This window comes from Pseudomonas sp. NBRC 100443, from assembly GCF_030268185.1.
Lineage (GTDB): Bacteria > Pseudomonadota > Gammaproteobacteria > Pseudomonadales > Pseudomonadaceae > Pseudomonas > Pseudomonas citronellolis.
Genome location: NZ_BSQE01000022.1, coordinates 1 through 22,437, shown reverse-complemented (window position 1 = coordinate 22,437; position 22,437 = coordinate 1). Strand labels below are relative to the sequence as shown.

Annotated in this window: 22 protein-coding genes; 9 read left to right on the top strand and 13 right to left on the bottom strand. The window is 68.6% G+C overall.

The genetic code is table 11. From position 1 onward, the window contains the following. Positions 1–2: 2 nt before the first annotated feature. From QSJ95_RS24955 to QSJ95_RS24945, 3 genes are all read right to left on the bottom strand, one after another. Positions 3–1,175, bottom strand: coding sequence for an ABC transporter permease (locus QSJ95_RS24955; RefSeq protein ID WP_043312641.1), 1,173 nt, complete (start codon positions 1,173–1,175; stop codon positions 3–5). Beyond that, on the bottom strand, positions 1,157–2,128 hold the full coding sequence (locus QSJ95_RS24950) for an HlyD family secretion protein (RefSeq protein WP_285645999.1): 972 nt from the start codon (positions 2,126–2,128) through the stop codon (positions 1,157–1,159). Before QSJ95_RS24950 ends, QSJ95_RS24955 begins: the two co-directional genes overlap by 19 nt. Positions 2,129–2,214: 86 nt before the next feature. Next, positions 2,215–2,688, bottom strand: a complete 474-nt coding sequence (locus tag QSJ95_RS24945) for a phosphate-starvation-inducible protein PsiE (protein WP_009616066.1) — start codon at positions 2,686–2,688, stop codon at positions 2,215–2,217. A 168-nt stretch (positions 2,689–2,856) separates the two neighbouring features. Between QSJ95_RS24945 and QSJ95_RS24940 the strand changes: the two genes are divergently transcribed. Together QSJ95_RS24940 and QSJ95_RS24935 are read left to right on the top strand one after the other, a co-directional pair. Continuing rightward, positions 2,857–3,135, top strand: a complete 279-nt coding sequence (locus QSJ95_RS24940; RefSeq protein ID WP_024128466.1) for a DUF3509 domain-containing protein — start codon at positions 2,857–2,859, stop codon at positions 3,133–3,135. Positions 3,136–3,375: 240 nt separating this feature from the next. Then, on the top strand, positions 3,376–3,633 hold the full coding sequence (locus QSJ95_RS24935) for a YebG family protein (protein ID WP_009616064.1): 258 nt from the start codon (positions 3,376–3,378) through the stop codon (positions 3,631–3,633). Between the two features lie 280 nt (positions 3,634–3,913). Here the strand turns inward: QSJ95_RS24935 and QSJ95_RS24930 are convergent, their stop codons facing one another. Next, positions 3,914–4,942 carry a Glu/Leu/Phe/Val dehydrogenase family protein gene (locus QSJ95_RS24930; RefSeq protein ID WP_043273133.1) on the bottom strand — a complete coding sequence of 343 codons (1,029 nt, stop codon included), beginning with the start codon at positions 4,940–4,942 and terminating at the stop codon, positions 3,914–3,916. A gap of 173 nt (positions 4,943–5,115) precedes the next feature. On the opposite strand from QSJ95_RS24930, the gene QSJ95_RS24925 reads away from it, so the two are divergent. From QSJ95_RS24925 to QSJ95_RS24915, 3 genes are all read left to right on the top strand, one after another. Continuing rightward, positions 5,116–5,925: a SirB1 family protein gene (locus QSJ95_RS24925; RefSeq protein WP_285645994.1), complete on the top strand. Its 810-nt coding sequence runs from the start codon at positions 5,116–5,118 to the stop codon at positions 5,923–5,925. A gap of 67 nt (positions 5,926–5,992) precedes the next feature. Next, entirely contained in the window at positions 5,993–6,283 is a 291-nt protein-coding gene (locus tag QSJ95_RS24920) for a hypothetical protein (RefSeq protein ID WP_285645992.1), read from the top strand. Positions 6,284–6,287: 4 nt separating this feature from the next. Continuing rightward, positions 6,288–6,824, top strand: coding sequence for a helix-turn-helix transcriptional regulator (locus tag QSJ95_RS24915; RefSeq protein WP_043273136.1), 537 nt, complete (start codon positions 6,288–6,290; stop codon positions 6,822–6,824). Between the two features lie 262 nt (positions 6,825–7,086). Here QSJ95_RS24915 and QSJ95_RS24910 read toward each other — a convergent pair whose 3' ends face one another. From QSJ95_RS24910 to QSJ95_RS24900, 3 genes are all read right to left on the bottom strand, one after another. Continuing rightward, positions 7,087–9,606 carry a LuxR C-terminal-related transcriptional regulator gene (locus QSJ95_RS24910; RefSeq protein WP_285645988.1) on the bottom strand — a complete coding sequence of 840 codons (2,520 nt, stop codon included), beginning with the start codon at positions 9,604–9,606 and terminating at the stop codon, positions 7,087–7,089. Positions 9,607–9,761: 155 nt separating this feature from the next. Next, positions 9,762–11,132, bottom strand: a complete 1,371-nt coding sequence (locus QSJ95_RS24905; RefSeq protein ID WP_009616060.1) for a DUF1329 domain-containing protein — start codon at positions 11,130–11,132, stop codon at positions 9,762–9,764. Between the two features lie 23 nt (positions 11,133–11,155). Then, positions 11,156–12,913, bottom strand: coding sequence for a DUF1302 domain-containing protein (locus tag QSJ95_RS24900; RefSeq protein WP_269962431.1), 1,758 nt, complete (start codon positions 12,911–12,913; stop codon positions 11,156–11,158). 228 nt (positions 12,914–13,141) lie between these two features. Between QSJ95_RS24900 and QSJ95_RS24895 the strand changes: the two genes are divergently transcribed. The 3 genes from QSJ95_RS24895 (at position 13,142) to QSJ95_RS24885 (ending at position 16,043) form a co-directional block, all read left to right on the top strand. Continuing rightward, positions 13,142–13,948, top strand: coding sequence for an AraC family transcriptional regulator (locus QSJ95_RS24895; protein WP_043273144.1), 807 nt, complete (start codon positions 13,142–13,144; stop codon positions 13,946–13,948). Positions 13,949–14,234: 286 nt separating this feature from the next. Continuing rightward, a complete protein-coding gene (locus QSJ95_RS24890; RefSeq protein WP_285645984.1) occupies positions 14,235–15,656 on the top strand; it encodes an NAD(P)/FAD-dependent oxidoreductase in 1,422 nt (473 codons plus the stop codon). A 42-nt stretch (positions 15,657–15,698) separates the two neighbouring features. Further along, positions 15,699–16,043, top strand: coding sequence for a cupin domain-containing protein (locus tag QSJ95_RS24885; RefSeq protein WP_285645982.1), 345 nt, complete (start codon positions 15,699–15,701; stop codon positions 16,041–16,043). Between the two features lie 410 nt (positions 16,044–16,453). Here the strand turns inward: QSJ95_RS24885 and QSJ95_RS24880 are convergent, their stop codons facing one another. The 6 genes from QSJ95_RS24880 to QSJ95_RS24855 form a co-directional block, all read right to left on the bottom strand. Further along, positions 16,454–17,221 carry a crotonase/enoyl-CoA hydratase family protein gene (locus tag QSJ95_RS24880; RefSeq protein ID WP_285645980.1) on the bottom strand — a complete coding sequence of 256 codons (768 nt, stop codon included), beginning with the start codon at positions 17,219–17,221 and terminating at the stop codon, positions 16,454–16,456. A 115-nt stretch (positions 17,222–17,336) separates the two neighbouring features. Next, positions 17,337–18,248 carry an SDR family oxidoreductase gene (locus QSJ95_RS24875; RefSeq protein WP_285645978.1) on the bottom strand — a complete coding sequence of 304 codons (912 nt, stop codon included), beginning with the start codon at positions 18,246–18,248 and terminating at the stop codon, positions 17,337–17,339. A 121-nt stretch (positions 18,249–18,369) separates the two neighbouring features. After that, positions 18,370–19,266 carry an alpha/beta fold hydrolase gene (locus QSJ95_RS24870; protein ID WP_285645976.1) on the bottom strand — a complete coding sequence of 299 codons (897 nt, stop codon included), beginning with the start codon at positions 19,264–19,266 and terminating at the stop codon, positions 18,370–18,372. Next, positions 19,266–20,042: a class II aldolase/adducin family protein gene (locus QSJ95_RS24865; RefSeq protein WP_285645974.1), complete on the bottom strand. Its 777-nt coding sequence runs from the start codon at positions 20,040–20,042 to the stop codon at positions 19,266–19,268. Before QSJ95_RS24865 ends, QSJ95_RS24870 begins: the two co-directional genes overlap by 1 nt. A gap of 210 nt (positions 20,043–20,252) precedes the next feature. Next, complete coding sequence (locus QSJ95_RS24860; protein WP_285645972.1) at positions 20,253–20,939, bottom strand: LrgB family protein; 687 nt, start codon at positions 20,937–20,939, stop codon at positions 20,253–20,255. After that, positions 20,926–21,303: a CidA/LrgA family protein gene (locus QSJ95_RS24855; RefSeq protein ID WP_285645970.1), complete on the bottom strand. Its 378-nt coding sequence runs from the start codon at positions 21,301–21,303 to the stop codon at positions 20,926–20,928. The genes QSJ95_RS24860 and QSJ95_RS24855 overlap by 14 nt, the downstream gene beginning before the upstream one ends. Positions 21,304–21,401: 98 nt before the next feature. Here QSJ95_RS24855 and QSJ95_RS24850 point away from each other — a divergent pair, with 98 nt between their 5' ends. Next, entirely contained in the window at positions 21,402–22,292 is an 891-nt protein-coding gene (locus QSJ95_RS24850; RefSeq protein ID WP_285645968.1) for a LysR family transcriptional regulator, read from the top strand. Positions 22,293–22,437 lie beyond the last annotated feature (145 nt).

The following is a 22,437-nucleotide window of genomic DNA, read 5'->3' as shown; positions in this document are numbered from 1 at the left end:
CCTCAGGCCGGGCTCAGGTCGAGGCGCCGGCGCAGGCGCAGCTTGGCGATCATGTAGGCCAGCAGCGGGTAGACCAGCAGCCGGCAGCAGGCGTACAGCCCGGATTCCGGCGGGGCCTGGCGCAGGAACTGGTCGAACAGGCCGTGCAGGGTGTGCGTCAACGGCTCGGCCAGGCTGATGAAGCGGGCGATCTCGGGCATCGCCAGGTCCGGCAGCAGCACCCCGGAATAGGTCTGCGCCACGCCGATCAGCAGGCCGATCAGCGAGTAGGCGCTGAAGCGGTTGGCGGTGAAGATGAACAGCACCAGGCCGACGCTCTGCGCGGCCATCACGTAGCACACGGTGATCGCCAGCATCCACAGCGGGCTGCCGTTGATCTTCGCGCCGTTGAGCGTCACCAGCAGGAACAGCTCCAGCATCAGCAGCGCGCTGAACAGCAGGGTGTAGGGCGCCAGCTTGCCCAGCAGGCGCACGCCCAGGGCCCGGGCGCGCAGGATGTGCGGCGAGGAGGCGCGCAGCTCCGGGGCCTCGCGGGCCAGCACGTGGACGGTGGCGACTATCACGAACAACTGCAGCAGGTGCACGATGGCAGCGAACTGCTGGTAGTAGATGTAGTTGCCGCTGGCGTTGAACAGGCTCTCGTAGGCCACGCTGATGCTCGCCAGCTTCGGCAGCGGGGCGCCCGCGCCGGCGGCCAGGTAGGGGCGCAGGTCCTGGTTGACGCCGGCGACCAGGCCGCTGAAGTCCTGGGTGGAATAGAAGCCGGCGGAATAGAACAGCGAGTTGTAGTAGAGCACCGCGCGCGGCTGGCGCCCGGCCAGGGCATCGGCCTCGAAGTCGCGGGGGATGTACAGCAGTGCATAGTCGTCGGCCGCGCGCAGGCGCCGCAGGCCTTCCTGCAGGCCGCCGCCGAGCACCTCGACCTGGGCGTGGGAACCGGCGTCCAGCTCGCGCACCACGCGCCGCGACAGGTGGCTGTGGTCGGCGTCGACCACGGCCACCGGCATGTCCAGCAGGGTGCCGGCCTGGTAGATGCCGCTGATCAGGGTGAACAGCAGCAGCGGCCACAGCCAGCCGAGCCAGTGAATGGTCCAGCTGCGCACCGCGATGCGCGTCTCGGTGTTGAACGCCTGGGCGAAGCGCTGCAGGTTGCGCCTTATTGCTGCCATTGCCACAGCGCGCTCATCCCCGGACGCAGGCCCGGCACCGCTTGCAGCGGGTACAGGCGGACCTCGAAGGTCTTCAGGTCGAAGTCGCCGGTGGCGCGGGTGGCGCGCTTGGTGGCGAAGTCGCCCAGCGGGGCGATGTAGCGCACCTCGGCCTCCACCTCGGCGTCTCCCAGCGCCGGGATGCGCAGCTTCACCTTGTCGCCCTTGCGCACCTTGGCGAGGATGTCCTCGCGCAGGTTGAACACCAGGTAGCTGTCGGACAGCCGCACCAGGGTCAGCAGCGGGCTGTAGGCGTTGATCAGCTCGCCCTCCTCCGCCGGGATCGGCCCGACCTCGCCGTCCACCGGGGCGAGCACGGCCAAGTCGTCGGTCTGTGCCTGCAACTCGGCGATCTGCGCGTCGGCGCGGCGCACCGCGGCCTGCAGCGCCTGGCGCACTTCCTCGCGGTCGCCGCGCTGGCCCTGGTCGAGGTTGGCCTGGGCCTCGGCCACCTGGTTGCGCGCCACGTCGCGGGCGCGCCGGGTGGTGTCGAGCTGGGCCTGGGAGACGAAGCCGCGGCCGGCCAGTTCCTCGTTGCGCTGGAAGTCCAGCTCGGCGTTGCGCAGCTCGGCCTGGGCCTGCTGCAGGCTGGCCTGGAGGGCGCGCAGGGTTTCCTCGCGGGTGCCGTGCAGGGATTCGTCGAGCTGCGCCTGGGCCTGGCTGCGCCCGGCGCGCAGGGAGTCCAGCTGGGCCTGCAGCTCCGGGCTGCTCAGGCTTATCAACAGTTGGCCCTTCTGCACGTCGTCGCCACGCCGCACGTGCAGCGTCTCGACGCGGCCCTTGGCCTTGGAGGCGACTATGACTTCGGTGGCGTCCGCCTCGCCTTGCAGCAGCAAGGGTTGGGTGTGCAGACGCAGGTACAGGGTGATGGAGATGATTACCAGGAGCAGCAGGGGTGCGAACAGCTTCCAGCCCTTCATCGTGCGGGTCTTCCCTCGGCGGCGCGAATTATTCCGATGTTAGTGCATCGCGGCCGCCAAGGGGGCCATTGCTGCTCGAAGCGCCGTCAGCGCTCGTCGTCCTGCAGCAGCGCCTGCTCGCCCTTGCCCGACGGCGCCGAGGGGAAGCGCGAGGAGGCGTAGCGTACCACCAGGATGGCCAGGGCCAGCAGCAACAGGGCCACCGAGACCAGGATGATGCCGTCGTCGGGCACGTGGTTGTGCTGGATGTCGGCGATCATCAGGCGCGTCAGCGCGGTCATCGCCACGTAGATCAGGAAGCGCACCGGCATGTGGTTGGTCTTGAAGTAGATGCCGACCATGGCGCCCAGTTCGAGGTAGATGAACAGCAGCAGGATGTCGTCGATGCTCGCGTGGCCCTTCTCGAACATCTCGACGAAGGCCACCGCCGCCGACCAGAACACGGTGCCGCCGATGGCGAACAGCGCCAGGTAGTGGAAGCCCTCCACCAGCAGGTTGCCCAGCGACTCGGCCATTCCGTGCATCTGTTGGCGCATGCGTTCGGCCCATTGCAGTTTCATCCGTCGACTCCCGGTTCGATAAAGCGATTGTTGGCTTGGTACGTGCAAGACACACGCCATTGACCCTGGGCAGCAATAGCCTGCCGAGGCTGCGGCAATATGAATGCGAACTTTGCTGACGCCTTCCAGTCCATGAAGGGTCACGCCACCACGCAGGCAGGATCGAAGATGGAAAGCCCCTTCCAGGTACTCACCGATGCATTCCAGGCCCAGTTCCGGGTCAATTTCAGCCTCGAACGGCCGGACGGCAGCATCGTGCTGACGCTTTCCACCGAAGCCGGCGTGGCGGCCAAGCGGCTCATCCGCAACGCCCAACTGCAGGACGCCGAACAGCTGCAACGCCTGATCCAGAGCATCCGCTTTGGCATCGCCATCGAGCAGGGCGACAGCGCCCCGCGCCTGCTGGCGGACATGACCGCCGGCCGCGCCCTGCGCATCGCCTCCTGAGCCTTCCCCCCGCGCGCCCGGCCAGTCTGCCGGGCGCCGCCGCCGCGCGCCATCCACCAGCCCCGCGCCAACTTGTCGCATGCCCTGCCATGGCCCCGCGTGCCCCGAAGCGGTTCGCCGGCCATACTGGCCTTCTGCGATTTCCCTCTTCCCAGGGGCCGGGCGATTGCCTTATGCTTCACTGTATAAATAAACAGTACATGTTCCCCCCAGACAGCAAGAAGGCATACGAGGTGATGAATGGCCGTCGAAGTGGTGTACCGCAGCAGCCGCGATCCGGAGCGCCTGTTCATGGATAAGGCAGAAGCCGACCGGCACGACAAGATGCTCGAACTGGCGGAGAACCTCGCCGCCGTCCTGCACAAGGCGGTGCCCTCGCTGAACGAGGAGCAGGTGGAGGAAGTGGGCATCTTCATGGCCCGCCACCGCGACACCTTCGCCCGCGCCTTCAAGAACCAGCCCGACGCCCTCGGCGAGTTGTTTGCAGAAGGGGAATAAGAGGAATGGCGCCTTCCGGCAGCTATGGTGTTTCGGGGTGACTCCGCACCCTCTCCCCAGCCCTCTCCCTGAAGGGAGAGGGGGCTTGTCCGTGCCGAGAGGAGGAATGGTTTCAGCCGGTAATTTCTGTGCTAGCCGGCTAACGCCGAAACATCAACATCTGCCCAACGGTCCCCTCTCCCTTCAGGGAGAGGGTTAGGGAGAGGGAAAGGCGCTTCCCTCATGCAGCAGCGTCCCAGGGAAACTCCATTCGCGACCCAATAGCCCCCGCTGCAGCCTGTCATCCCCCATGTCCATAGAGAATCCGCTCTGCAAGCATGTCGGCCACCCGCGCCGGCGAGCGGTGGTCGGCCTGGGCGTGGGCGAACACCTCGGTGAGGCGGTTGCCGATCTGCGCCAGGTGCGCGGTGATCGCCGGCAGCTCCTGGCCCTGGTGCTGCAGGGCGACGTAGATCAGCCCGCCGGAATTGATCACGTAGTCCGGCGCATAGAGGATGCCGCGGGCTTCCAGCTCGTCGGCCACGTCCGGGTGCGCCAACTGGTTGTTCGCCGCGCCGGCCACCACCGCGCAGCGCAGCTGCGCCACCACCGGCGAGCTGAGCACCCCGCCCAGGCCGCAGGGCGCGAGGATGTCGCAGGGGGTAGTCAGCAACGCCTCGTTGGCGATGGGCTGGGCGCCGAACTGGTCGACGGCCAGTTGCACCTTGCCCGGGTCCAGGTCGCTGACCAGCAGCTCCGCGCCGGCGGCGTGCAGGTGTTCGCACAGGGCGTAGCCCACGTGGCCCAGCCCCTGCACGGCGATGCGCAGGTCTTCCAGGTCGTCGCTGCCCAGGCGCGCCTGGGCGCTGGCGCGGATGCCGGCGAACACGCCCAATGCCGTGTGCGGCGAGGGATCGCCGCCGCGGGTGGTGCTGGTGACGTGGTCGGTGTGCTGGGCGATGCAGTCCATGTCGGCGCTGGAGGTGCCGCTGTCCACCGCGGTGACGTAGGCCCCGCCGAGGCTTTCGATGAAGCGGCCGAAGGCCTCGAACAGCGCGCCGCGGTTGTCCACATGGGGCGCGCGCAGGATCACCGCCTTGCCGCCGCCCTGGCGCAGGCCGGCCAGGGCGGCCTTGTAGCTCATGCCCTGGGCCAGGCGCGCGGCGTCGCGCAGGGCCGCCTCGTCGTTGGGATAAGGCAGGTAGCGGCAGCCGCCCAGGGCCGGGCCCAGGCGGGTGCTGTGGATGGCGATGACGGCCCGCAGCCCGGTGGCCGGGTCGTAGGCGAGGTGCAGTTTCTCTAGCCGGGTGGCTTCCATCATGTCGAACATGGCGGCGCTCCCTTGCTGGCGCGTGAGGATCGGCCGGCGGCGCCTGCCGCGGCCGGCCCCTTCAGTATAGGCAGAGGCGCCGCGGGCCAGCGGCGGCGCCGACGACCAGCCGCGGCGGCTCTGGACGACGCCCCGGCGCTGCGGGTAAAACGCAGTATCAGCCGGAGAACGCCATGGACCCGCGCCAAGCCTGCCTCGCCTGCCTAGCCCAGGAGCCACCAGCGCTGTTCGAGGCGGCCCTGTGGATAGCCGCCGAGCACGAGCCGCATCTGCCGCCCGAGCAGGCCCTGCGCGTGCTCGACGACCTGCAGCGGCAACTGCAGGCGACGCTGCCCGTGGCCGCCGGCGACATCGAACGGGCCCAGCTGCTGCTGCGCCGGCTGAACGAGCTGGGCTTCGCCGAGGACGACGACGTGCCCCTGCTGGCCCGCGCCGCCCTGCTGCCCCAGGTGCTGCAGCGCCGCCGCGGGCAACCGTTGTCGCTGGCGCTGATCGCCCTGGAACTGGCGCGCCGCCAGGGCATCGCCCTGCAGGGGGTGAACTTCCCCGCGCGCTTCCTGCTGCGCGTGCCCGGCGCCGACCACCTGCTCGACCCCGCCACCGGCCGCCGTCTCTACCCCCGCGACTGCCGCGACCTGCTGGCCCGCCACCTGGGCCCGAACGTGGAGCTGAGCGCCGCCTTCCTGCGCAGCGCCGAGCCGCGCGAAATGCTCCAGCGCCTGTCGCGCAACCTGCGCCAGCTGCACCAGGCCGCCGGCGACCACCTGGCGGCCCTGAAGGACGCCCAGCGCGTACTGGAACTGGGCGCCGCCAGCGCCGCCGACCACCTGGCCCGCGCCGACCTCTACCACCAGCTGGAATGCCCCCAGGCCGAACGCTACGACCTGGAGCGCGCCCTGCTGCTCAGCGACGACCCGGCCGAGCAACTGCGCCTGGGCCAGCGCATCGAGGCGATCGCGGTGCAGAAGAAGGCGTTGCATTGAGAAAACGAGCGCCCGAAAAGGTTGTCAGTTGACAACCCACATGTTCTTTCCTAGGCTGGAGAAGCCAATGCCTCGCAAGAAGCATCCCGACAAGGAAGTGGAAAAGGCGCTGCAATATGCGGAAAGCGCAGGCTGGACGATCATCGAGGGCGGCGGCCATGCCTGGGGCAAGTTGCGCTGCCCCTTCAACTCCAACGATTGCCGCTGCGGCATTCACTGCACGACGAGCATCTGGAGCACGCCCAAAAACCCCAGCAACCATGCCAGGCAGGTCCGCCGGGTGGTGGACAACTGCAGCGGCGGGATGACGGAAACAGCGAAAGAGGCCGAATCGGCAACAGATTCTTCCGAGACCTGAAGCGATGGATTTCGAATTCACCCTCAAGTTCAAGATCGACGCACAGACCGACGAGCAGTTCGACGAGATCGTCGAGCGCCTGGGGGCCGAAGGCTGCACCGACGCGCTCGTGGGCACGGGCATCCCAGGCCTGCTCGGCCTGGACTTCATCCGTGAAGCGAGCAGCGCAGAAGTCGCCATCGTTTCCGCCATCAAGGATGTGCAGCGGGCCATCCCGGGCGCCTCGCTGGTGGAGGTCTCCCCCGATTACGTGGGCCTGAGCGATGTCGCCAGCAAGCTCAGCGTTTCCCGGCAATACATGCTCAAGCTTAGGAACAAGTACCAGGGCACTTTCCCGGTCCCGGCCCATGGCGGCTCGACGCTCATCTGGCACCTGGCCGACATACTCAAGTTCCTTTCCAGCAGCAGCATCATGCGCATCGCCCCGGAAGAAATCGAACTGGCCACCGTGGCCGAGGCCATCAACGCCGCGCTGCTCGCCAACAAGGTTTTCGGCAGGCAGGCGTTGAGCCACGGTCTGCCGGGCTCCCTCGACCTCTAGCCCGAGATAACGGCGGATAACGCTTCGCGTTATTCGCCCTACGACATTTGGGCGTACCAGCGCGATGGGTATCGCTTCGCTCCACCCATCCTACGAAAACACGCCTGAGCCCACACCCCTACCCTCCGGCATACACGACGCCCCGTAGGATGGCGTTGAGCGAAGCGATACCCATCAGAGCAACCGCATGGGTTTCGCAAGCTCAAGCTCAACCCATCCTACGAAAAGCACCTCGGCTCAGCCGGCAAGGGCCTCCAGGGCATCAGGCTTTGAGCAGCCCCAGCTCCTTGGCCCGGGCCACGGCCTGGGTGCGGCGTTCGACGCCGAGCTTGCCGTTGATGCGCCGGGCGTGGGTTTTCACGGTGTGCAGGGAGATGAACAGGCGCTCGCCGATCTCCAGGTTGGAGCAGCCGCGGGCGATCAGTTCCAGCACCGACAGTTCGCGCAGGCTGAGCAGCGGCGCCGGGCGTTCGCCGGCCTGTTCGGCCAAGCGTTCCGGCAGGCGCTGGCGGGCATCTTCCAGTATCGCTTCCAGGCCGTGGCGGCGGGCCAGTTCCAGGCCTTCCTGCCAGCAGTCGCGGGCCTGTTCGTCGGCGCCGGCGGCGGCATGGGCCAGCGCCAGCCCCAGCAGGACCTCGCAGACCAGGGCCATGCGCCCCTGCCGCTGCATTTCCGCCAGCAGGTTCGACAAGCGCTCCAGCGCCCGTTGCGCCTGGCCGTCCTGGATATCCGCCATGGCCAGCTGGCATTCCACCCGCAGCAGCAGGTCGACCGCCGAGGCCGGCGCGCTGCGGCCTTCCTCGCGGTAGCGGCTCAGCACCCGGGTGAAGATCTCCCGGGCCTGGGCGGTCCGCCCCTGGCGCAGGCCGAGGGTGCCGCCGGCCAGCAGCAGCGGGCCGCGGTAGACCGCTTCGGGGATGTGCTGCAGTTGCATCTGCCGCTCGGCTTCGAGCAGGCGGTTGAACGCCACGTCGAACTGGCCCTGGCGCGCATCCAGCATCGCCAGGCCGATGTAGCCGTACAGGGCGCAGGGGTCGAGGTTGCGCTGCGCGCCGCGCAGGCCATCCTGCATCAGCTGGCGCGCCTCGGCCGGGCGGCCCTGGTGGTAGCACACCCAGCCCAGGCGCAACTGCGCGCGGCAGGCCACCGGGCAGCCGCTCTGGTGCCGTTCGGCCAGGGTGTCGAGCATGCGCCGCAGCAGGGCTTCGGCGCGCGGCAGCTCGCCGCGCTGGGCCAGCAGGTAGGCGTGGTCGATCTCCAGGTAGGCCTCGAAGATGGCGCTGCCGCGGGCGCGGGCCAGCTTCAGGGCATCGCGGTTGAGCAGGCGGGCCTCGTCCAGGCGGCCGTCGATCAGCGCCAATTGGCTGAGCGCGGACAGGCTGATCAGGCGCTGCGCCCAGGCTTCGTCCGGCAGGTCGTCCAGGGCGGCCTGCAGCAGCGGCGCGGCCTCGCGGCGGCCACGGGCGTGGGCGAGCATGCCGGCCAGGCCCAGCCACTGTGCCACCAGTGCCCGCTGGCGCGCCTCGCCGGGCAGCGGCAGGAAGCGCGAGAAGGCCGCCAGCTGCGCCTCGACTTCGTCCAGGCGCCCGCCGAAGAGCAGCGCCCAGGCATTGAGGATCAACAGCCGCGGCGTGCTCGCCAGCAGCTCTTGCGGCAGTTCCTCGCGCAAGCGCAGCACCCGCGCCACGTTGTGGCCTTGCAGCAGTTGTTCTTCGGTCAGGCGCTGCAGCAGGCTGGCGGCGACGTCGGGCTGCTCGGCGCGCAGCGAGTGTTCGAAGGCGGCGTGGATGTCGCCCTGCTGGCTGTACCACTGGCAGGCCCGGCGGTGCAGGCTGTAGGGCGAGCCGTGGCCCATGTCGGCGAGTTCGTCGGCCAGCAGCGGCGGCAGGCGGTACCAGGCGCCGGCGCCCTCCTCGCGCTGCAGGCCGACGCCGCGTTCGAGCAGGGCTTCGAGAACGCCGGGCTGCTCCTCGAAGAGGTATTCGGCCAGGGAGGTGCAGCAGCGGGTGAGCCGCGCCAGGTCGCAGAGCACCTCCGCCAGCGGCGCCGGCAGGGCGTCGAGGATTTCCCGCTGCAGGTATTCGCGCAGCAGCGGCCGGCCGGCCTCGGCCAGTTGCCCGGGCGAAGGCGTGCCCGCCTCGGCCGGCCAGCCGAGCAGGCGCAGGCGGATGCCGGCGCACCAGCCGTCGGTCTGCTCCAGCAGCGCCAGGCGCAGTTCCTCCGGCCAGTCGCGGCCGTTGCGCAGCAGGAAGGCTTCCAGTTCGGCGGCGTCGAAGCCCAGTTCCGCCGCGCCCAGCTCCAGCAGTTCGCCCTCCAGCAGCAGGCGCGCCAGGTTGCACGCCGGGCGCCGCCGGCTGGCCAGCCACCAGGACACCCAGGGCGAAGCCTGGGCGAGCAGACGGTCGAGGCAGGCGTCCAGCGCGGCATCGGGTTCGCGGGGGTAGTCGTCGAGCATGATCCACAGCGGCTCGCTACAGTCGCGCAGGCGGCCGAGCACTTCGACCTCGCCGACCGGCCCCAGGCCCAGGGCCTCGCCCAGGCGCCGGCACAGGGCCGCGGCGTCGAGGGCCTCGCCGCCCAGCGCCAGCCAGGCGATGCGGGTGCCCGCCGGGGCGGCGCGCGCGCACTCGCCCAGCAGCACGGTCTTGCCGTGCCCCAGGGGCGCGAGCAGCAGGCGCAGGCGGTGTTCCTCGTGCAGCAGGGCCTGGCGCAGGCGTGCGCGCGGCAGATGCTGCGGTGGCAGGCGGGGCAGCGAAGCGAGGGTGGCGACAGCGTCGATCATGGGCGGGGTCCGACCGATTCTGACGTTCGAGACTAGTCAGCAGTCGGGCCCCAGGGAAGGGCTATCAGCCGGATGTATGTAGCGACATATCACCCTTTGGCATTACAGGAAGGTACATGGCCGGCGGCAACCCCCGCCGCCGGCCATGGCCCGGCTCAGCGCACGCCTTCGTTGCGCAGCGCCGCCGGGGTGTAGTCGGCCATGCTGGCCTTGATGCCGAAGCGGTAGCCGCTCTTCTCTTCGTTGAACAGGCCCAGGGCCAGGTAGCGGCCGGCGATCACGTCGTAGATCACCTCCGGCACGTAGCCGCCGGCCTGGTGTACGTAGTTGAACATCTGGTGGCCTTCGGAAACGCGCCACAGCTGGCCGCGGCCGTCGTAGTGGTCGACTTCGGCGATCTGCCAGCTGTCCTCGTCGATGTACATGTGGCGCTTGGCGTAGATGTGCCGCTCGCCCGGCTTCACGGTGCCCACCACTTCCCACACGCGGTGCAGCTCGTAGCGCGTCAGGTCCTGGTTGAGGTGGCCGGCCTTGACGATGTCGTCGTACTTGTAGGTCGGCAGGCCCAGCTTGTAGCTGTTGTAGGGGATGTACAGCTCCTTCTTGCCCACCAGTTTCCAGTCGTAACGGTCCGGCGCGCCGGAGAACATGTCGAAGTTGTCCGAGGTGCGCAGGCCGTCGGCGGCGGTGCCGGGGCCGTCGTAGGCCACCTGCGGGGCGCGCCGCACGCGGCGTTGGCCGGCGTTGTAGATCCACGCCAGGCGCGGCTCCCTGACCTGGTCGAGGGTCTCGTGCACCAGCAGCACGTTACCGGCCAGGCGCGCCGGCGCCGTTACCGACTGCTTGAAGTACAGCAGGATGTTACTGACCTTGGCGAGGTCCACGTCGCCCATGTTCTGCGGGAAGGCCACGGTCTCCTCGAAGCGGATCGGCGTGTAACTGCCGTTGGTCTGCGGGGTGACCTGGACCACGGTGCGCGCCAGGTTGCCGCCGCGGTAGCGGGTGATGTGGTTCCACAGCACCTCGACGCCGTTCTTCGGCAGCGGGAAGGCGTAGTAGCGGCTCTTGTCGAAGTTGGCCAGGCCGTTGCCGTCGTTGATCGGCTGCACGTTCACCGCGCTGGTCTTGACCGCCTGGTAGATCTCCGCCGGCTGCGAGAAGGTGCGGTGGGTCTTGTACACCGGGATGCGGTAGGTGTCCGGGTAGCGCTTGAACAGCGCCACCTGGCCGTCGGTGAGCTTGTCCCGGTACTGGTCGACGTTCTGCGCGGTGATGGTGAACAGCGGCTTCTCGCCGGCGAAGGGGTCGCTGAGGAAGCCGCGGGCGTCCTCGCTGCCGGCGCTCTTGTCGATGCCGCCGGTCCAGGCCGGGATGCTGCCGTCGGCGTTGCCTTCCTTCTGCGCGCCCATGGGCGTGAGGCTGGTGCCGAGCTTGGCCGCCTCGTCCGCGGACACCGCCGCCATCACGGCGCCGGAGAGCAGGCTCAGGGCCAGGGCGCCGCATTGCAGGATTCGTATCTTGTTCATCTTTCCTGTCCTTGACTGACCGATCAGAAGTTCACACCGAAGCTGACGGCGATGAAGTCGCGATCGTTGATCGGGTTGTAATCGCCACCGAAGAAATCGGTATAGCTGATGCTGGCGGTATAGGTGTTCTGGTAGTCCGCATCCAGGCCGACGCTGACTGCCTTGGCGCCTTCGCTGAAGTTCGGGCCGTAGCCGTGCACGTCGTGGGACCAGGCCAGGTTCGGCTTGAAGTTGATGCCGGCGATGACGTTGGGATAGTCGAGGATGCCGCGCACGCGGTAGCCCCAGCTGCTGCTGGTGTAGAAGCCCTTGTTGTTGCACTCGCCGGGATTGGCGGTGTTCAGCAGGCCCTGGCACAGGGAGTTGTTGGGCAGCTCGCCGATGCCCCAGATGGAGTCGCGGCCGAAGCGCAGCTCGCTGTCGTCGATGCCGCTGATGTGGTTGTAGCCCACCTCGCCGACCACGGTCAGGCGTTCGGCGGCCAGCACCTGGTCGAAGAACTGCGTCACCGTCACCTGGGCCTGGGTCACCGGCTTGCGTTCGTAGCCGTGGATCACCTCGCCGGCGGTGGGGGTGGCGGCGCCGCTGGCATAGATGGGGTTGCCGAACAGGGTGGTCGGGTAGAGCGCGGCCACGGTCAGGTCGGTGCTGTTGAGCTGCAGCGGCATGTTCGGCCGGTAGCTGACCTCGCCGGCCACCGAGGTGCCGCCGATGTTGGTCTGGAAGCTCAGGCCGTAGAGGCGGATGTCCTCCGGGTACTCGATCAGGTACTGCGCACTGGCCTCGCCGGTGGCGGCGTTGGCGGTGGCCAGGCCTTGTCCGGCGATGGTGCTGAAGACCGGGTTGCGGCTGTGGTAGTTCATCACGTAGGCGCCGAACTCGGTGTCGTTCAGCTCCGCCGCGTACCAGCGCAGGGCCAGGCCCCACTGGCCGCCGTCGCGGGCGGTGTTGTCGCCGGAACGCGCCAGGTAGCGGTAGCCGCTGGCCGGGTCGGTGTCGAAGTCGCTGCCGGCGAAGACCAGGCGGTTGCAGCCGTTGGCCGCCACGTCGGTGGTGGAGAAGAAGGTGCCGCAGTTGTCCACCACGGTCTTCTCCCACTTCAGCTGGTAGAAGCCCTCGGCGGTGAGGCTGTCGGTCAGGCCCTGGGACATGTAGAACATGCTCACCGGGATCAGGCCTTCCTTGATCTCCGCGCCGGGGCGGCGGAAGGCGGCGACGTCGACCGGGTTGATGCTGTTGATGGAGTTCTGGATGAAGGTGCTCTCGCCCCAGCTCACCACCTGCTTGCCCAGGCGCACGGTGCCGGGCAGGTCGCCGATGCTGTACTTGTGGTAGATGAAGGCGTCCAGCAGTTCGGCGCCGGAGGAGCGCGCGCCCATGCTGCGGCCCTGGTCGCTGATGTCGTACAGCTCGCGGTGCTCGTCCTTCAGCTCGAAGTCGTACCAGTACTTGCCGCGGACGAAGACGCCGGTGTCGCCGTACTTCAGCTCCAGGTCGTGGATGCCCTTGAAGATCTTCGAGAAGGTCTCGCCCTTCTTGAAGTTCAGGCGGCCGTCGTCGGAGGTCTGCGACGAGGCGCGGCCGCCGTTGCGGGCCCCCACGTATTCCGAGTCGGCGTCGCGCAGCCCCCAGCTGGCCCCCACGGACAGCGTCGAATCCAGCTGCCCCTCGATTTCCCCGATGTTGAACGAGACGGCCCCGGCCTGGGTGGCGCAACCCAGGGCTACAGCAGCGGCCAGCAGTTTCGGTTGGAACGATACGCGCCTTGTTTTTGTTGTCATTCGGCACTCCTGACGGTGTCTAGGCGGCTACACGCTACTCAGCCGGCCCGGTCGCGACCAAGCGCACCAAGGAGGTATTTGCACTGTCAGCCGAAAGAGTGAATCCCCCCTCTGCGACGGCCCCGGGCGGCCACCATTGACGCCGGGCATGGCCCATCATGCAGTGCCTGGATGATAGCGGGGCCTCCCCCCTACCCGAGCGCGCCGCTCTGCGGCATCCTGTGCGCCATGCAAGCGACCCACCCGACCCCGGCCGACAGCCACCTCACCCCGAGCACCCGCGACGTGGTGCAGCGCTACCACGACAGCTGGAAGCGCCGCGACCTGGACGCGGCGCTGGCGCTCTACCACCCCGAGGTGGAATACAACGACTACTTCCAGAACCGCCGCATGGGCCTGGCGGACCTGCGCGAGTACGTCACCCAGACCATGCCCAGCCGCCCGGACGAATTCCTCGACCACATCGACCGCATCCGCGTCGACGGCGACACGGCCTTCATCCAGTACCGCACCGCCATCACCCTCAGCGGGCGCCTGGCGGTGTTCCACTCCAGCGAAGCCATCAGCGTGCGCGACGGGCTGATCTGGCGCATCAACGAATACGCCACCCTGGTCCGCGAGGACGCCCCGGGCGCCGCACGCGCCTCCGGCGACAGCCGCCCGCCGGCCAGCCGCCTGGGCCTGTCGCCGCGCCAGCTCAGCCAGTTGGCCGCGGACCTGGAGGAATACTTCCACAAGGCCCAGCCGTACCTGGCGCCGGACCTGGACCTGTCGCAGGTGGCCGGCGCCACCGGCTACACGCGCAACCAGATTTCCTACCTGCTCAACCAGGTGATGGGCCTGAGCTTCTACCAGTACGTCAACCAGAAGCGCCTGCAGCACCTGCTGGAACAGTTGCGCCCGGCCACCTCGGCGCGCATCGACGAGCTGGCCTTCTCCGCTGGCTTCAACTCGCTGTCGGCCTTCTACCGCTGCTTCCGCCAGCAGACCGGGCTGTCGCCGCGGGAATACCTCAAGCGGATGGAAAACCCGTAACGCCGAGGCGCTCTTCGTAGGATGGGTTGAGCTTGCGAAACCCATGCAGTCGCGGTGATGGGTATCGCTTCGCTCAACCCATCCTACGACGGCGTTTCTGCTGCACCTCGTAGGAGCGGACCTTGTCCGCGATAGCCGGGCGTCCCGGCGCGTTTCGCGGATGAGATCCGCTCCTACAATTGCCGTCAGCCGGCTTTTCCCCGCGTACCCGCGCGCACGACAGGAAGCCCCGGCGCTTCTAGGCTTGCGCACATTCCCCATCACCCTTCTGCCCGGAGTCGCCCCTATGTCGGCATGGCGCCATATCAGCCTGTGGATGAACCAACTGGACGACGACTTCATCGCCCGCCCGGCCCTGGAAGGCGCCCTGGAGGTCGACGTGGCCATCGTCGGCGCCGGCTATACCGGGCTGTGGACGGCCTATTACCTGAAGACCCGCGCGCCGCAATTGAAGGTGGCCATCCTCGAGGCCGAGACCGCCGGCTTCGGCGCCTCCGGGCGCAACGGCGGCTGGCTGATGGGCGCGCTGCTGGGCGAGGACCGCCTGGTGGGCCGCATGCCCGAGCCGCGCCGCCGCGAGACCTGGGACCTGCTGCACGGCATCCCCGACGAGGTGGCCAGGGTGCTGGAACGCGAAGGCATCGACTGTGACTACCGCAAGGGTGGCGTGCTCTATTGCGCGGCGCGCTACCCGGAACAGGAACGCCGCCTGCGCCAGTACCTGGCCGACCTGCGCCACGAGGGCCTGGGCGAGGACGATTACCGCTGGCTGTCGAAGGCCGAACTGGACGGCCAGCTGCGCATCCCCAGCGCCCTGGGCGCGCTCTACACCCCGCACTGCGCCACCATCGACCCGGCCAAGCTGGCCCGCGGCCTGGCCACAGCGGTGGAACGCCTGGGCGTGCAACTGTTCGAGAAGAGCCGCGTCAGCCACTGGCAGCCCGGCCTGCTGCGCACCGACAAGGGCAGCGTGAAGGCCCACTGGATAGTGCCGGCGGTGGAAGGCTACGCCGCCGCCCTGCCGCCCCTGGGCAACTACCAGCTGCCGGTGCAGAGCCTGCTGGTGGCCACCGAGCCGCTGCCCGAGTCGGTATGGGCGGAGATCGGCCTGGAGCACGGCCAGGCCTTCAGCGAATTCAGCCGCCAGGTCACCTACGGCCAGCGTACCCGGGACAACCGCCTGGCCTTCGGCGCCCGCGGCGGCTACCGCTTCGGCGGCAAGCTGCGCAGCGATTTCAGCCTCGACGACGACGAGGTCGGCCTGCGCCGCTACCTGTTCGGTGAGCTGTTCCCGCAGCTCAAGGACGTGAAGATCACCCACACCTGGGGCGGCAACCTGGGCATGTCGCGGCGCTTCCACCCGCACATGCTGATCGACCGCCGCAACGGCATCGCCCTGTCCGGCGGCTACGGCGGCGAGGGCGTGGGCGCCACCAACCTGGGCGGGCGCACCCTGGCCGACCTGATCCTCGGCAACGACAGCCTGGAGACCCGGCAGAACTGGGTGATCCACGACCGCGCCATGACCGACGCCCTGCGCGCCTGGGAACCCGAGCCGTGCCGCTGGCTGGGCTACAACGCGATCATCCGCAGCTTCGTCCACGAGGACGAGGTGCTGGCCAACCCCAACACCCCGGCCTGGCGCCGGCAGCTGGCGGAAAGACTCGCCGCCGGCATGGAAGGCCTGATGACCTGGAAGGTCGGCTGAAGCCGGCCGCCCCCTTTGCACCGACAACCCACTGGAGCCCCGATGAAGATCACCCACCTCAAGGACACCCCCAACGCGCCCCTGGGCGAAGCCAGCCCGGTCGGCGTACCGCTGGGCGAGCCGGTCTCGCACACCCGCGTGGCCGAAGTGGAACGCCCCGACCAGGTCGACACCGGCATCTGGGAATGCACCCCGGGCCGCTGGCGCCGGCAGATCGTCGAGCAGGAGTTCTGCCACTTCATCAGCGGCCGCGGCACCTTCACCCCGGACGACGGCGAGCCCATCGCCTTCAAGGCCGGCGACGCCTTCCTGCTGCCGCAGAACAGCCTGGGGGTGTGGGACATCCAGGAGACGGTGCGCAAGACTTACGTGATCATCAAGCGCTGAGGCGCTCTTCGTAGGATGGGTTGAGCTTGCGATACCCATCAGGCCATGGCGATGGGTATCGCTTCGCTCAACACCATCCTACGACGGGGTTCGTCCTGCCATGTAGGAAGCGAGCTTGCTCGCGAATGGAGTTTCCCTGGGACGCCGCTGCATGAGGGAAGCGCCTTTCCCTCTCCCTAACCCTCTCCCTGAAGGGAGAGGGGACCGTTGGGCAGATGCTGATATCTCGGCGTTAGCCGGCTAGCACAATGATTACCGGCTGAAACCATTCCTCCTCTCGGCACGGACAAGCCCCCTCTCCCTTCAGGGAGAGGGCTGGGGAGAGGGGACGGAGTCAACCCGAAACACTGCAATCACCGGGAAACTCCATTCGCGAGCAAGCTCACTCCTACGAAAAGCAACCCGGTCCCTCAAAACTTCCCATGCCGTCCCTCTCCCCGCGCGAAACGCTGCGCCCCGGCCTGGGTCTCGCCACTGAGGATCACCATCAGCCCACCCTGGAATTCATTCGCCATGGCCACGTCGAACGACTGGTTCCACTGCGCATAGACGCTGTCGCGGTCCGCCAGCATGCAGGCCTGGGGGAAGTCGGCGATCTGCCGGGCCAGGTCCTCGGCGGCGGCGCGGGCTTCGCCCTTGGCCACCACGCGGTTGGCCAGGCCCATGCCCAGGGCTTCCTGGGCGGCGACCGGGCGGCCGGTGAGGATCAGGTCCAGCGCCCGGCCCTGGCCGATGATGCGCGGCAGGCGCACGGTGCCGCCGTCGATCAGCGGCACGCCGAAGCGCCGGCAGAACACCCCGCACACCGCGTCCTCGGCCATCACCCGCAGGTCGGCCAGCAGCGCCAGTTCCAGGCCGCCGGCCACGGCGTAGCCCTCGATTGCGGCGATCAGCGGCTTGTTCAGGTGCATGCGGCTGGGGCCCATGGGGGCGTCGCCTTCCATCTCCAGGCGGTTGCGCCGCTCGCTGCCCTCGGCCACCGCGGCGAGGTCCGCGCCGGCGCAGAAGGTGCCGCCGGCGCCGGTGAGCACCGCCACCTTCGCCTGCTCGTCGGCCTCGAAGGCGCGCAGGGCCTCGGCCAGGGCGTCGGCAGTGGGCCGGTCGACCGCGTTGCGCGCCTCGGGGCGGTCGATGATCAGGGTGGTTACCGGGCCGTTGTGCTCGACGATCACGCTCATGCTGGACTCCAGGCTGACGGAAAGGACGAAGGCCGGCTTGCGCCGGCCTTCCACCTTACTGCGTCATGGCGCGCGGAGCAGCACCCTGGCCGTTCCGCCCGTCTGCCTGTCGCGATCAGCCGACGTATTTCTGCAGGTTGGCCATCATCTCGCGCAGGGCCTCGACGTTGTCCGCCGGGTGCACGGCGTTCTCGAAGCTGCTGATCTGCTGCCAGTGCGCCGCCACGTCCTCGGCGTCGAAGCCTTCGCGCGGGTCGAAGCCGAAGCCCAGGCTGCGCTCCCAGCGCACCTTGCCCATCCAGCCGCCGCCCACTTCATACAGGCCGGAGGTGTCCTGGCAGGCCTCGCTGCCCAGGTAGACCACCAACGGGCTGACCAACTCGGGCTTGAGCTGCTCGAACACCTGCGGCGGGATCAGCCCCTCGGTCATGCGGGTGCCGCCGGTGGGGGCGATGGCGTTGACCAGGATGTTGTTCTTGCGGCCTTCCAGGGCCAGGGTGCGGGTCAGGCCGTAGAGGCCGAGCTTGGCCATGCCGTAGTTGCTCTGCCCGAAGTTGCCGTAGATGCCCGAGGTGGAGGCGGTGAAGATCACCCGCCCGTAGCCCTGCTCGCGCATCAGCGGCCAGGCGGCGCGGGTCACCTTGTAGGCGCCCTCGACGTGGACCTTGTAGACCAGGTCCCAGTCGGCGTCTTCCATCTTGTGGAAGGTCTTGTCGCGCAGGATGCCGGCGTTGTTCACCACCACGTCGACGCGGCCGAAGGCTTCCACGGCCTCGCGCACGATATTCTCGCCGTCGGTCACCGAGTCGTGGTTGGCGATGGCGGTGCCGCCGGCGGCGCGGATCTCCGCCACCACGCGGTCGGCGGCCGAAGCGTTGGCGCCCTCGCCATGGGTACTGCCGCCCAGGTCGTTCACCACCACCTTGGCGCCATGTTTGGCGAACAGCAGGGCGTGGGCACGGCCAAGGCCGCCGCCGGCACCGGTGACGATCACGACCTTGTCGTCGAAACGAACGGCATCACTCATGGTTGGTACTCCCAGGCAGGTTGATGGCTACGGAGTGTCAAACAGACGTTTGACGGTCACAAGCAAGACGCCGGGCCTGAATATGCCCCGATAAGGTCCGGGGATGATGCCGGCGGCCCCTTCAGGCCGCCGGCTGCACCTGCCCCGCCAGGCGCGCGCGGAACGCCAGGTAGTGCGCCAGCACCTGCTCCGGCGCCTCGGTCTGCGGGTAGTGGCCGATGCCGTCGAGCATCACCGTGTCCGGCCGCGGGATCAGCTGGCGGTAGCGCTCGACCATGTGCGCGCCGGAGATCGGGTCCACGGGCCCGTCGATCAGCCGCAGCGGCACGGACGTGCGCTGCATGGCGCCCACCCAGCGCTCGCGGTGTTCGCGGCGGTCGAGGATGTAGTGGATCAGCCGGTGCATCACCTTCGGCCCGTCGTTGCAGGCGATCAGGCTCCAGAAAGCGTCCAGCTCCTCCTCGCTCGGCCGGGTGCGCGGGCCGAACACCTTGGCGAAGTTGGCGGCCAGCTTGCCACGGTCGAAGAGGCGCCCGAAGAAGCCGCCCAGCGGGCTGAGCAGCAGCTTCTGCGAGAGCACCGGGCGGTGCGTCTCGGGGAACAGCCCGCCATTGAGGAACACCAGCGAGGCCAGCTGGATTTGTCCTTCCAGGTGCCGCGCCAGCAGCTCCTGGCCGACGCTGTTGCCGTAGTCGTGGACCAGCAGGTGCACGGGCTCGCGCACCGCCAGATGCTCCAGCAGCGCCTGTTGCAGGTCAGCCTGTTCATGGATGCAGTAGGCGTGGTTGCGCGGCTTGGCAGAATCGCCGAAGCCGAGCATGTCGCAGGCGATCACCCGGTAGCGCCCGGCCAGCGGCTGCCACAGCTTGTTCCAGTCCCAGGAGGCGCTGGGGAAGCCGTGGATCAGCAGCAGCGGCTCGCCCGCGCCGGCCTCCCAGTAGCGGATGGCGTGGCCGTTGAAGTCGAAGGTGCGCCCCTGCACGCGCCAGTCGCGCAGGGGGATGGCGATGCCGGCCATCAGTCGCGGTAGCCGGGGTTCTGCAGGTCGAGCTTGCGCAGCAGCGCCGGCCAGGCCAGGCCCCCGCCCATGCCCTGGGAGGTCTTCATCACCCCGGCGACCATCGCCCGGGCGCCGTCGAGGATCTGCTGCGGGATGCGTATCAGCTCGCCGCCGCCGCTCTGCGCCATGATCTGCGCCTCGCAGGCGCGCTGCAGGGTGAACATGCCGAGGAAGGCGTCGGCCACGGTGCCGAAGGCGGTGAGCAGGCCGTGGTTGGGCAGGATCATGAAGTGCTTGTCGCCCAGGTCGGCCTGCAGGCGGGCCTTCTCGTCGTGGTTCAGGGCCACGCCCTCGTAGCCGTGGTAGGCCAGGCTGGAGAGCACGAACAGCGACTGCTGCGACAACGGCAGCAGGCCGTTCCTCTGCGCCGACACGGCGATGCCGGCGGGGGTGTGGATGTGCAGCACGCAACCGACGTCGTGGCGCACCTCGTGCACGGCGCTGTGGATGGTGTAGCCGGCGGGGTTGATGTCGTAGGGGCTGTCCATCAACTTCTTGCCGGCCAGGTCCACCTTCACCAGGCTGGAGGCGGTGATCTCGTGGAACATCATGCCGTAGGGGTTGATGAGGAAGTCCTCGGTGCCCGGGACCTTGGCCGAGATGTGGGTGAAGATCAGGTCGTCCCAGCCGTACAGGGCGATCAGCCGGTAGCAGGCGGCGAGGTCGACGCGGGTCTGCCATTCGGCCTCGGAGACCTGGTCTTTCACGGAAGGTGCGGGAGCGGCGGCGTTCATGGGGCGGTCCTCATCGGTTGTTGTTGTTCGATGGGGCCAGTCTAGTCAGGCGAAGGCCGCGGGACTGTCGGGGGTCTGACAGTCCTATCCTACGCGGCAAATGACGACACCCCGTAGGATGGGTTGAGCGAAGCGATACCCATCACCGCGACCGCATGGGTTTCGTAAACTCAACCCATCCTACGAAAGGCACCTCGGCGCGGCTCGCTCCTACAGGACCAGCGCGACGGCGGGCGCCAGCAGCAGGTTGAACAGCCCGGTGAGAACCATCAGCAGCCCCGCCGTGGAGCCCTCCTCGCCGCCGAACTCGTAGGCCCGGCTGGTACCCGCGCCGTGGGCGCCGACGCCCAGCAGGGCGCCGCGGGCGAGGGTCGAGCGCAGCGGCAGCAGCTTCATCAGCAGGCCGCCGGCCAGGGCGCCGAACACCCCGGTGATCATCACGAAGGCGGCGGTCAGCTCCGGCACGCCGCCCAGGTCGTGGGACATCTCCATGGCCAGCGGCGTGGTGATCGAACGCGGCACCAGCGACAGCGCCACCTGGCCGTCCAGCGCCAGGGCGTTGGCCAGCATCCAGGAACTGCCGATGGCCACCGCGGAGCCGGCGCACATGCCCGCCAGCAGCGCCGGCCAGTGCCGCGCCAGCAGCGCGCGCTGCTGCCAGATGGGCACGGCGAAGGCCACGGTGGCCGGGCCGAGCAGCGCCACCAGCCAGTTGGTGTCGCGCGAGTAGTCGGCGTAATGGGCGTGCAGCGGGATGGCCACGGCGAACAGCAGCACCGGCACGAACACGATGGGCGCGAAGCCGTACCAGCGCACGCGCTTGTACAACTGGCGGCTGAACAGGTAGCCGCCGAGGGTCAGGGCCAGCCAGAACAGGGCTTGCTTATCGAGACTCATGGCGCGACCTCCAGCGGTACATGCCCTCTACCGACAGCGCGGTGACCAGCATCACCAGCAGGGTGCTGCACATGATCACCAGCAATATCTTCCAGCCCTCGCTGCGCAGCAGCGGGCCATAGTCCAGCAGGCTCATCAGCGCGGGGATGAAGAACAGCAGCATCTCCGCCAGCAGCAGCCCGGCGCCGCCCTGCAGCAGGGCCGGGCGGATCGCCCCGCTGGCGAACAGCGCCAGCAGCAGGCCGAGCCCCACCACCCCGCCGGGCAGCGGCAGGCCGGTGGCCTTGGCCAGCCAGCCGCCGAACCAGCAGAAGGCGATGAGGACGGCGAGTTCGAAGCCCAGTCGGGCGATGCGGCGGATCATTTCGGGTGCCTGCGTGGCGGTGTGCTGTGGATGGCGCTCAGGTTAAGCCCGGAGCTACTATCCCCAAAGCGAATTGTTCGAATCGAGGCCATTCCAAAATGGAATTCAAGCAACTGCGCAGCTTCGTCGAAGTGGTGCGCCAGGGCAGCTTCACCCAGGCCGCGCAGCGCCTGCACGCCAGCCAGTCGGCGATCAGCAAGCAGGTGGCCCAACTGGAGCAGAGCCTGCACGTGCAACTGCTGGAACGCAGCGGCCCCCACGTGCGCCTGACCGCCGCCGGCGAAGTGGTGCTGCGCCGCGCCGAGGACATGCTGCGCCTGCGCCGCGAACTGCTGATCGAACTGGACGACCTCAGCCAGATGCGCCGCGGCGAACTGCGCCTGGGCCTGCCGCTGCTGGGCGCCGACGCCCTGTTCGCCTGGCGCTTCGCCGAATACCGCAAACGCTACCCGCACATCCAGGTGCACCTGGTGGAAGGCGGCAGCAAGAGCCTGGAACAGGCGCTGCACGCCGGCGAACTGGAACTGGCCGGCGCGCTCACGCCGAACGACCCGGCCTTCGACTGGCAGCCGTTCTGCAACGAGCCGCTGGACGCCCTGCTGCCGGCCGAACACCCGCTGGCCGGGCGCGAAAGCATCGCCCTGGCCGAACTGGCCGACACGCCCTTCCTGCTCTACCAGCAGAGCTTCACCCTCAATGACCGCCTGCTGCGCGCCTGCCGCGAGGCCGGCTTCGAACCCCGCGAGGGCGGGCGCAGCGGCCAGGCCGACTTCCTCGGCGCGCTGGTGGCCGCCGGGCAAGGCGTGGTGCTGCTACCACGGGTGGTGGCGCAGGAGGTGGAACGGCCGGGGGTGGCGCGGGTGCTGCTGAGCGAGCCGGACCTGCGCTGGGACATCTGCTTCATCTGGCGCCGCGACGCCTACCTGTCCCACGCGGCCAAGGCGTGGCTGGCGCTGCTGGAGGAGTTTCCGCTGCACCCCATGGGCTGAGCGGGCATCGCGGACAGAGTCCGCTTGTGTCAGCGACTTTCGATAGGATCGAAGATGAGAGCGACGGGAGGCAAGCTGCAGGTCCGCGGTGTTGCGAGCACGAGTAGGAGCCCAAGCTGCCTCCCGCCGTCCTCTGACTCAAGCC